The organism is Candidatus Ruminimicrobium bovinum (assembly GCF_902760015.1).
GTDB classification, from domain to species: Bacteria; Elusimicrobiota; Endomicrobiia; order Endomicrobiales; family Endomicrobiaceae; genus Ruminimicrobium; species Ruminimicrobium bovinum.
In genome coordinates this window covers 1-11,087 of sequence record NZ_CACWEU010000018.1, presented here as the reverse complement: position 1 = coordinate 11,087, position 11,087 = coordinate 1, and the positions used below count along the sequence as shown (strand labels likewise).

General features: G+C 33.6%; 8 protein-coding genes and 1 tRNA gene. All 9 read right to left on the bottom strand.

The window, feature by feature from the left end; translation table 11 throughout:
- On the bottom strand, positions 1–1,172 hold a 1,172-nt coding region (locus ACMUOV_RS00505), incomplete at its 3' end, for an MBL fold metallo-hydrolase (RefSeq protein WP_413852727.1).
- Positions 1,173–1,654: 482 nt separating this feature from the next.
- The gene (locus ACMUOV_RS00500; RefSeq protein ID WP_413852729.1) at positions 1,655–2,089 is read right to left on the bottom strand and encodes a hypothetical protein; all 435 of its coding nucleotides are present in this window, start codon (positions 2,087–2,089) and stop codon (positions 1,655–1,657) included.
- A 47-nt stretch (positions 2,090–2,136) separates the two neighbouring features.
- Positions 2,137–2,259 carry a hypothetical protein gene (locus ACMUOV_RS00495; protein WP_413852725.1) on the bottom strand — a complete coding sequence of 41 codons (123 nt, stop codon included), beginning with the start codon at positions 2,257–2,259 and terminating at the stop codon, positions 2,137–2,139.
- A gap of 261 nt (positions 2,260–2,520) precedes the next feature.
- Positions 2,521–4,284: a phosphoenolpyruvate carboxykinase (GTP) gene (locus ACMUOV_RS00490; RefSeq protein WP_413852723.1), complete on the bottom strand. Its 1,764-nt coding sequence runs from the start codon at positions 4,282–4,284 to the stop codon at positions 2,521–2,523.
- Between the two features lie 50 nt (positions 4,285–4,334).
- Entirely contained in the window at positions 4,335–4,847 is a 513-nt protein-coding gene (locus ACMUOV_RS00485; RefSeq protein WP_413852721.1) for a nucleoside-diphosphate kinase, read from the bottom strand.
- Between the two features lie 29 nt (positions 4,848–4,876).
- Positions 4,877–4,967, bottom strand: a tRNA-Ser gene (locus tag ACMUOV_RS00480).
- Positions 4,968–5,015: 48 nt separating this feature from the next.
- The gene (locus tag ACMUOV_RS00475; RefSeq protein WP_413852719.1) at positions 5,016–6,485 is read right to left on the bottom strand and encodes an efflux transporter outer membrane subunit; all 1,470 of its coding nucleotides are present in this window, start codon (positions 6,483–6,485) and stop codon (positions 5,016–5,018) included.
- A gap of 22 nt (positions 6,486–6,507) precedes the next feature.
- Entirely contained in the window at positions 6,508–9,627 is a 3,120-nt protein-coding gene (locus tag ACMUOV_RS00470; protein ID WP_413852717.1) for an efflux RND transporter permease subunit, read from the bottom strand.
- An 18-nt stretch (positions 9,628–9,645) separates the two neighbouring features.
- The gene (locus ACMUOV_RS00465; RefSeq protein WP_413852715.1) at positions 9,646–10,926 is read right to left on the bottom strand and encodes an efflux RND transporter periplasmic adaptor subunit; all 1,281 of its coding nucleotides are present in this window, start codon (positions 10,924–10,926) and stop codon (positions 9,646–9,648) included.
- Between the last annotated feature and the right edge of the window lie 161 nt (positions 10,927–11,087).

Here is an 11,087-nt window from a genome sequence, read left to right as displayed (position 1 = left end):
TTTTTTATACCAACAGATATAAAACAGCTATAAATATTTGAATATAAATCTGAGTGATAATTTTTTCTTGAACAATGATGAGGGACTTGTATTGTTTTTATTGTATTCCATAAATTTAAATTAGTATAAAAATTTTTTAAATCGTCAAAATATTCTATTGATTTAAAATCTCCCATATATAAACAATTTGGATTGTTAATATAACAATTTTTTCTATAACAAAAATTTTTTAAACAACAACATTTTTTATTAATTAGTGATACATTAATAGGAGTATTTTGTATTCCTGAAAAAAGTGGCATAGAGTAGGAATGTTGATCTTCTCCAAGTAAATTTATATATATTTCCTTACATTTTTTTATTCCTATATTTTCAACTATAATTTTTAATAAATTAAATTTCTTTAAATTTAAATTTATAAAAATATCTCTTAAATTTTCTTTGTTTATTCCTATTTTTTGTAAATTATTTTTAAAATTTTTATCTTTATCATAAAGTTCTTGAAGTTTTTCTATAAATTTATTTATAAAAATACTGCTCATATTCTGAATATTCAAATTATATGGAATATATAGGAATTTATTTAAATTATTATGAATACTATTTTCAATATTAATAATAAATTTTTTATTTTTGTTTGAGTAATTAACCGCAACAATAAAATTTTTATTATTACTAATTGAATTATTTTTTTCAATAATAGGCACATATTTTATTTGAGTTTTAAAGTTTTTATCTTTGTATGAATAAATTTCAGTATTTGTTATCAGTAATGATAATAAATTATTACCTACATTATCAGTTTTTCCAGTGGAAATATAATTGTATAAATATGCTTCAATAATGCTTTCATCAATTAATTGAGGAAGAAATAAATATTTTACTTCAGCATTTTTCATTAAATAATCAATTCCGTTAATATGATCTTCGTGTAAATGGGAAATAAAAATTGCATCTATTTCCGGTTGTTCTTTTTTCTGTTCAGTTTTCAAATTATCTAAATAACAATCAACTCTACTCTCTATAATATTTTTTTTAGTTTTTTTAATTTTATAACTTGTTAAAGTTCCGCAATCGTAAACCATATTAAAACTTTCAGTGTTATCATTATAAAGAGTTTCAGTATAAAAAGCACCTTGCCCAACAGGATGAATTATTCTTGTTAATTTCATAATAAATCTCCTTTTTGTTTTTATAGACTGCACATGATAAAGCATTCATAGTTGTAAATTTTTTTGTTTTTGGATTTTTAGAAAGGATTGATTTTGTTGAATTTTAGGCAAAATAAAAACGGCTGATTGCTTTGTGAATATAGAGAGACACAAAAACAACAGCCGTAGTTCCTTGCCCAAAAGGGCAAAGAACACTTGGTAAATATCATTAAGGGGATCAGCCAAAATAATATTTGCCTATGACGACTGTTTTTGGTCTCTATATTCTTTTGCCTAAACAAAAGCTATCCTTTCGGATACCAAAAACATTCAATATTAAGTTGTAATAACTACAGCTGATAAGCTAAGTGCTTAAAGCTGATAGTTGAACGACATACTACAAATTACTTTTTAATAAAATTTTCTCCTTTAATACAAATTCAACTTTGATTATATCAAAAACAATTTAACTTTAAAAAATTTTTATTGACAAACATAATGTTTTATATTATACTATTGTTGCTCTTAGAGAAGACATCATTTGTCTGATGTAAAGTCTCTAAGGGCTTTTTATTTTCATCTAAATCCCAAAATAATTTTCCTTGTTTGTCTTCTCCTACCGTTATGTAAACTTTGTATTCATTAAATTTTTTTGTTTCAATATTTTGAATCAACACCTTATTTGTAAAATAATGAAACTGTGTCATTTTATCTCTTCTTTCCTTATATTTAGGTGAAGAATTCTTATATATTGATGTTTTCAACACATTTAATAATACAGGCACTATTAGTAATTTTCTTTTATCTGCACTGAATGTTTTATACTTATCACGAGTTCTTCTATTTATTCTTATATTTTTAAATTTGCCAATGTCAAAAGTTTTTCCTTGAATATTTTTAGCAAAGTAACTTACAGCTTTTTCTCTTATTTCTTCTATATCTTTGCATGTTCCAAAATGTTGTTTTATTTCTTTTTCAGTTATTATTATTTTGTGTCGTTATATATTGCAAGTTCTTCATTAAGTTCTTGCCGATTTAAATTAAAAATTTCATAGAACTCTTCCGCACTGTTGATTATTCCTAAAAAGATTATATGTTCTTTGTTCATGATACTTTAAAAAATTATTTTTTACTTATAGTTAATAGCTTAGAGCTGACAATGGTGACAAACTATCATCTTTTTTATTTTATCAAAATTGAATTTGTTTGCATATATATTGTCGTAAAAAAAGAACGAACAGTTTAAGACGAACTGAAGTATTTTAAAGTTGCGGTGTACTTTTCGCGAAAGCGGTACATAAGATTTTAAAATACAAAAGTGTAGTCCAAACTATTCGTTCGTTATAGAAAATTTTATTTTTTAAATTTATTATTTAAATTTTTTCTTTAACTCATCAAGTTGCATTTTAAGTTCTTTCGGCAATCTGTCACCGAATTTGGCATAAAATTCTTCTATCAAAGGAATTTCTTTTTGCCATTCTTCTTTGGAAACTTTAAATAATTTTTCCAAAGTTTCTTTTGATATATCAAGTCCCGACAAATCCAAATCATCTACCTTCGGGAATAAGCCGATCTCTTTTTCTTGTGCATCAACTTTCCCTTCAATTCTGTCTATCATCCATTTTAATACACGAGAATTATCTCTAAATCCCGGCCACATATAGTTTCCGTCTTCATCTTTTCTGAACCAATTAACCATAAATATTTTAGGCAAAACTTTTGCTTTTTTCGTAAAGCTTAACCTATGACCGAAATAGTCTCCCATATTATAACCGCAGAACGGTAACATAGACATAGGATCCCTTCTAACCGTTCCAAGCTTTCCTCCAGCTGCAGCAGTCATCTCAGAACCTATAATTGATGCATCAAATACACCGTTTTCCCAACTTGTACTTTCGTATACCAAAGGAATTGTGGATTTTCTTCTGCCGCCGAAAATAATACCTGAAATAGGAACACCTTGCGGATCATCAAATTCCTTTGCAAGTGTAGGGCAATTATATGTTGAAACCGTAAACCTTGAATTTTTATGTGCTGCAACTTCGCACGAATTTTTGTCGTATTTTTTGCCGTGCCAATCAATTATGTTTTCAGGCATTTCCGAATACCCTTCCCACCACGGATTTTTTGTATCCGCATCAACGGCAGTATTCGTATATAATGTCGGGAAGAATTTGTTATTCTTTAATGTTTCTACCATTATAGGGTTTGTATTTTTACCTGTTCCGGGTGCTACACCGAAAAAGCCCATTTCCGGATTCATTGCATAAAGTCTTCCGTCGGGACCGACATTTATCCAAGCAATATCATCACCCAATGTCCAAACTTTATAACCTTTTAAAACAGGGTTTAATAATGCAAGATTTGTTTTTCCGCATGCTGACGGGAAAGAACCCAAAAAGTAAGTTTTTTTACCGTCGGGAGCTTCAACACCGATTATTATCATGTGTTCCGCAAGCCACCCCTCTTTATAACCCAAATAAGAACCGATTCTTAAAGAACAACATTTTTTACCGAGCAAAGCATTTCCGCCGTAGCCCGAACCGAAACTCATAACGAGGTTTTCCTGAGGGAAATGCATAATATATCTTCTTTCGGGGTTAACATCACCTATTGAGTGCATACCTTTAAAGAAATTTGTCGAATTTCCTATTTTATCTATTGCTACTTTACCTGTTCTTGTCATAATTCTCATACTAATTGCAACATAAACGGAATCCGTAACTTCAACACAACATTTTGAATAAGGAGATTTCGGACTACCCATAAGAAAAGGAATTACATACATAGTTCTTCCTTTCATACAACCTTTAAAGAGAGCATTTAATTTTGCTTTAGCTTCAGTCGGGTCCATCCAGTTATTGTTCGGACCTGCATCTTCTTTGTTCGGTAAACAAATAAAAGTTAATTGCTCAGTTCTTGCAACATCGTTAGGGTTTGATCTGTGCCAATATGCACCGTAAAATTCTTTTTGATTTAATTTTTCCAAAACGGGATGACCGTCAATTTGTTCCTTTTCACCGATTTCGGCTAATTTTTTACCTTCTTCTTCGGACCCGTCCATCCAATATACTTTGTCAGGTTGCATTAATGCAATCTGCTGGTCAACCCAATTTTGTAAAGGTGTTTTCATTTTCTCTATTTTCTCCTGAATATATTTTAAAATTTTTATTTATTTACGTCTTATGCCCAAACTTGTTTTTCTTCGGTAACGGTTTCTTTTTTCGTCGGATAAACATCTTCGGTCAATTCATTCGGACTAAACCAAAGCTGAATTTCTCTTTTTGCATCGTTTATATCCGACGAACAATGAACAACATTTTCCATCGTTCCGTCTTTAGATATTCTTCCGTAAGAACCTCTTATTGTCGTAGGTTCGGCATTTTCGGGGTTTGTTGCACCTACAATTTCTCTTAATTTTGATATTGCATTTTCCCCTTTATAAACAAAAGCAAATACTCTGTCATAAGGTGCTCCGCCGAAAGTTTTGCCTTGTATATAATCTATAACACCTTCAAAGAAAGGTTTCCCTTTAAGATGTTGATAATGTTGGCTTGCAAGTTCTCTTGAAACTTTAACAACTTTCGAACCTATTATATGAAAACCGCTTTGTGAAAGTTTTGTTAAAACATTTCCCGTTAAAGATTTTTTAACTCCGTCCGGTTTTATTAAAATTAAAGCATATTCTACAGCCATTTCGGTTAAACTCCTCTATTATAATAAATTGGCGGAGAGAAAGGGATTCGAACCCTTGTTACCGTTTCCGATAAACAGTCTTTCCAGGACTGCGCCTTAAACCAACTCGGCCATCTCTCCACGACATCTCTGCATTATACTAATTTTTACTGCAATAGTCTACTATAACTATTCTTTTTTAACCCATCCGCCACCGAGTGCTTTACAAAAATCTATAATTGAATTTATTTGATCTAATTGAGAATCCACCACTGATATTTGTGTTTGCAACAATGATCTTTCAACATCCAAAACATCAAGCAACGATGCTATACCGGCCTGTTCTCTTTTAATTGATATTTTATAACTTATTTCTAAAGCTTCTTCCTCTTTTAAACTTGTTTCAAGTATTTGTTTATTGAATCTGTTTGCCGTTATTGCATCCAAAATTTCTTTAAATGCCGTCTGTACGGTTTGCTTGTATGCTGCAAGTTCCTGATCATATTCTGCCTTTGCCGCCTTATAATTTCCTTTAACTTTTCCGCCCGTAAACAACGGAAAAGCCAAATCCGCCGAATAAGACCATGTATCGTTTTCGGATTTCAACAAATCTTCCAACTCGTAACTTGCATATCCCGCCATACCGGTTAATGTTATTGAAGGATACAGAATCGTTTTTGTACTTTTTACCTTATAATTTAATGCTTCCAACTGTTTCTGTGCCTGATAAATATCTGGTCTTTTTGAAATGACATCGGATGTTATGCCTTCGGGAATTTCCGGAATAAAAACTATGCTTTTCAAATCTTTTTTATCTTTATATTCCGCAGAAAAAATGTCTTTCGGAGTTTTACCCAATAAAACACTCAAGGAAGTTTTTACCGTTTCCAAAACATATTCCAAAGAATATACCTGCACCCTTACCGATTCCATTTCGGCTTCAACCCTTCTGAAATCAAGCTCGTTTACAACTCCGTTTTTAAATCTGCTTTGATAGACATTAAAACTTTCTTCTCTGGATTTCAATGTTTCTTGTGCTATTTCTGCTTGTGCTTGTAATGCCAACAACTTGAAATATGTTTTTGCAACCTCGGATGTTAAAGAAAGGACAACCGCATCCTTTCCCGCTTTTGTTGCCAAATATTGTGTTTTTGCACTTTTGCCGTCCTTATAATATCTTCCCCATAAGTCAAATTCATAACTCGCCGAAAGCCCCACCATATATCTGTCTGAAAGTATTCCGTATTTTTTAAGAGTATCAAAAGTTTTTGAATTTTGATATTGACCTACCAAACTGATTGACGGCCACTGGTTACCTCTGCTTAATGTTAAGTTTGCTTTTGCCTGTTCAATTCTTGCCATAGCCATTTGCAAGTCGCTGTTGTTCTCCAATGCTTCCTTTTCAAGTGCATTTAAAGTTTCGTCATTGAATATTTCCCACCATTTATCGGAAATTTCAACGGCTTTTGTTTGAACTTTCTCTGTTTTTACTTCACTGTCCGCGGCTTCTTCCTTAATTGCGGTTTTATAAGAATCCACAGGTTTATCCGTTGACGGACTTATACTTTCTTTAGGCATATCTATAACAGGAGTTTTATAACTTGCACAAGAACAAAATACCATACCAACACAAACCAAACATATTAAAAACTTTTTCATGCTTTTTATCTCCATATCAAAATCAATTTTTTTTGGATTTTTTTTCACTTATCTTAGAGATAAGAACAAAAAATAACGGAATAAATAACGGTGCAAGCAATGTGGCAAAAAACATACCTACAACAACGGCATTGCCAACCGAATGCCTGCTTGCAGCACCGGCACCCGAACTTATTGCCAAAGGAATACAACCTAAAATAAATGCAAGAGAAGTCATAACAACCGGTCTAAACCTCAACCTTACGGCTTCAATCGCCGAATCCATTAACGACTTTCCCTGTTCTCTCAACAAAACAGCAAACTCAACTATCAATATTGCATTTTTTGCCGAAAGACCTATCAAAGTAATAAGAGCAACCTGAAAATAAATATCGTTTTGAAGTCCTCTAAAATATGCCCCCACAAATGCACCAAACAGTGCAAACGGAACCGCACATATAACTGCAAACGGCAAACTCCACTTTTCATATTGAGCAGCCAAAATCAAAAATACAACTATTAAGCCCAACAATAAAACCGTTGCCGATGAGGAAGCCGTTATTTTTTGCTGATATGCCGTTCCTGTCCATGCCAAAGAATAATCTGTTCCCAATACGTTTTTTGCCGTTTCCTCTATGGCGGCAATCGCCTGCCCCGTACTGTAACCCGGTGCAGGGTTTGAAAACAAGTGTGCCGACGGGAACACATTAAACCTTTCAAGAATATCAACGCCGGTATTCTGTGATAATTTAACCAAAGATTGCAAAGATACCATTTCTCCCTTATCCGATTTTACATAAATTTTTGAAATATCGGATGCTTGAGCTCTAAATTCCCCGCGTGCCTGCATAATAACCTTAAAACATCTTCCCAACTTATTAAAATCATTTACATAAGCAGTTCCGAAAGTTCCCTGAATTGTAGCATATAAATTGTCTAAGGACACACCCATGGCTTTTGCCTTAACTTCATCGACATCAAGTTTCAATTGCGGTGTTGAAGCATCAAATGATGTATATGAATTAACCACCTCTTTTCTTTGACTTAATGCCTCTAACAATTCATACGTTTTTGCTTCCAAATCCTTTAATGTATTATCTCCCCTCGACTGAACATAAGCTTCAATACCGCCGGTTGTCGACATACCCATAATTGCAGGCGGGTTAAACATCATTGCAATACCTTCGGAAATATTTGAAGTTAATTCAATTGAAAGCTGAGTTATTATAGCTTGTGCCGAACTTTCTTTTGATTTTCTTTCTTCCCAGTCCTTTAACATTACAAAAAATGCACCGGCACTGTTTTTAGATGTAGAGCTTAACATATCAAAACCCGCAAGAGATAATTCCTGAACAATGTTTTCGTTTTTTAAAAGTATCTCTTCAGCTTTCTTTGCGGCATATATGGTTTTATTCAATGCCGTTGACGGATCAAGCATCAACACACCCATAACAACACCTTGATCCTCATCGGGAACCAAACTTGAAGGAACTTTATTAAATAAAAATACCGTTACGAGCAGAACGGAAACAATTACAACAAAAGCAATCAGTTTCTTTTCCAAAAAGAATTTTACTCTTTCAACATAAAAATTTGTTATTGCTAAAAATGTTTTGTCAAACCAATTGAAAAACTTATCCAATATTGAAGAAGATTTCTTTTCATCCAATAACATAACACAAAGAGCGGGTGTCAATGTCAAAGCGACTATACCAGACAAAATGACCGAAACGGCAATTGTTATTGCAAACTGTTTATACATTATCCCGGTAAAACCGCCGGTAAAAGCAACCGGAACAAACACTGCACACAAAACCAAAACTATTGCAATTACCGGGCCTGTAACCTGTTCCATAGCTTTTATCGTAGCTTCCCGGACGGAAAGTTTTTCCTCTTCCATAATTCTTTCAACATTTTCTATAACAACGATTGCATCATCAACAACTATACCTATTGCCAAAACGACACCGAACAATGTCAAAGTGTTTATGGAAAAGCCGAGTGCCAACATTCCGGCGAAAGCACCTATAATGGAAACAGGAACCGCCAAACAGGGAATAATTGTCGTTTTCCATTTTTTTAAGAATAAAAACACAACCAATACAACAAGAACTATTGCTTCAAACAACGTATGAACAACTTCGTGAATTGATGCTTTTATAACCTTTGTTGTATCATAAGGAATAGTATAGTCCATACCGTCCGGAAAATTTGCTTTCGCCTCTTCCATTTTTGCATCAACGGCTTCGGCAACTTTAACGGCATTTGCTCCCGGAGACAAATAAATACCTATAGGAACAGACGGAGACATGTTATTGTTAGACTGTATTTCGTAAGTTTGTGACCCCAACTCAACATCAGCTACATCCGATAATTTCAATGAACTTCCGTCGTTGTTTGACCTTAAAATAATATTTGCAAATTCTTCCGGAGTTTTTAATCTTCCCGGAGCTATTATTACATAAGACCTTTCCGTTGCACCGGCCGTCGGGAATTGACCAACCTTTCCTGCTGCCCTTTGTGCATTTTGTTCCTGAACCGCCTGCATAATATCATAAACCGTAATATTGAATTTGGACATTCTGTCAGGTTTTAACCATATTCTCATGGAATAATCGTTTGCGGTAAGAATCTTTGCATCTCCGATACCAGGAATTCTTTTCAGTTCATCAACAATATTTACAAGAGCATAATTTCCCATGTAAGTTGTATTCAACGAATTATTCGGAGAAATTATTGATATAAGTTTTAAAATGGAGGAAGACTGTTTTTCTACGGTAAGACCGTATCTTCTTACATCTTCGGGTAAACTTGCCTGGGCAACCTGAACCTTGTTATTGACATCTATAAGTGCTTTGTCAGGATCACTGCCGATGGCAAAAAATATATTCAATGACATATCGCCGTTACTTGTAGATACGGAGTTCATATACAACATATTTTCAACACCGTTTATTTTTTGTTCCAACGGTGCAGCAACGGTTTCGGCAACGACTTCGGCACTTGCCCCCGGATAACTTGCAGTAACACAAACCGAAGGAGGCGTAAGGTTAGGATATTGTTCTATCGGAAGATTTAAGATAGATATCCCTCCCACAAGAATTATCATAATGGAAATTACCATTGCAAAAACCGGTCTGTCTATAAAAAATTTGGAAAACATATTTTTTACCCCGATATATTATTTAGAGCCAACGGTATTCGTACTGCTTACCGTTGCACTGGCTGTATTAGTACTTGCATTGACCGTCCCCGTGCTAAGTGCCAAAGACGGATTTTGTTTCTTATAATAGGACAAGTAAGGTTCCGGCAGAACAAACTCTTTTTCTTCATAATTAATAGGCATTCCGGGCCTTACCTTGATGTTTCCGGCGGATACTACAAGTTCACCGCCCTCAAGACCTTCAAGAATAATTGCCATTGAATCTTTTATCACAGCATCTACAGGTTTTGCTTCAACCACATTGTTACTGCTTGTGTTAATAACATACACAACATTCTCGCCGGTAGGCAAACTGTTTACCGCACTTTGAGGAATTAACACGGCATTGTTAAATACAATACCTCTTAAAGAAACTTTAACAAATTGTCCCGGTGACAATATCATTTCATATTTCGGATTTGGAACTTCCAATTTTACGGCAAACGATGCGGTATTCATATCTTCAACACTGTCGAAGAAAATAATTTTTCCTTTATCCTTATAAATACTGTTATCCGGTAAAATTATATCCGCAAAAACTTCTTCCAATTTAATTTTTTGTGCTTTAAGTTGTTTTCCCAAGTTTGTAAGTTGGATACTCGGGATTGAAAAATTTACATGTAAAGGATTTATTTGAACCATTGTAGTTAATAAGGAATCGTTACCCATAACGGATATCAAGCTTCCTACGGAATGATTTTCTTTCCTTGCTATGCCCGAAATAGGAGCCTTAACTTTTGTATAATTAAAATTTATTTGAGCTTCGTCAACAACGGCTTTAGCCGCTTTATAATTGGCCTGAGCCTGTTCGTAAGCGGATAAAGAATCATCATAATCTTTTTGGCTTACGGCATTATCTTTTATGAGTTCCGCCATTCTGTCAAAATCTCTTTTTGTTCTTTGAACTTCAGTATTAACCTGTGCTAAAGATGCTTCGGCTTTTTCCAATGCGGCTTTATACTCTTCGGGGGCTATCGTAAACAGTACTTTGCCCTTTTGTACATATTCACCCTCGTTATACAACCTTTCCTTTAAAATTCCTCCGACCTGTGCCCTTATTTCAACATCCAAAGAGCCTGCAACCTGTGCAGGATATTCAATGTTCCACGGGATATCCATTTTTATACTCTTTGTTGCACTTACAAGCATTTGCGGCATATTCGTAGCTTGAGAAGCAGCGGAATCATCTTTACCTTTAGAACATGCTGCTGCTATAAAAACCGTCATAATAAGAATTGATAAAACCTTTAAACTTTTCATTTTACAACAACCCTCCAAATAATATTAAACATATATTGTTTAGTATAGCATTATTTTTTTAAAATTAAAAGTAGTTTGATAAGGTCAAAATAGATATTGCCGTTTTTTTATAAAATAAAAGAACGGAGAAAAGGAGATGAAAAAAGGAAAAACAAACAAAA

Bases quoted from the DNA above. Each gene is read 5' to 3' on its own strand.
- ACMUOV_RS00495 (WP_413852725.1), bottom strand. From the start codon at position 2,259: ATGAACAAAGAACATATAATCTTTTTAGGAATAATCAACAGTGCGGAA.
- ACMUOV_RS00490 (WP_413852723.1), bottom strand. From the start codon at position 4,284: ATGAAAACACCTTTACAAAATTGGGTTGACCAGCAGATTGCATTAATG.
- ACMUOV_RS00485 (WP_413852721.1), bottom strand. From the start codon at position 4,847: ATGGCTGTAGAATATGCTTTAATTTTAATAAAACCGGACGGAGTTAAA.
- ACMUOV_RS00475 (WP_413852719.1), bottom strand. From the start codon at position 6,485: ATGAAAAAGTTTTTAATATGTTTGGTTTGTGTTGGTATGGTATTTTGT.
- ACMUOV_RS00470 (WP_413852717.1), bottom strand. From the start codon at position 9,627: ATGTTTTCCAAATTTTTTATAGACAGACCGGTTTTTGCAATGGTAATT.
- ACMUOV_RS00465 (WP_413852715.1), bottom strand. From the start codon at position 10,926: ATGAAAAGTTTAAAGGTTTTATCAATTCTTATTATGACGGTTTTTATA.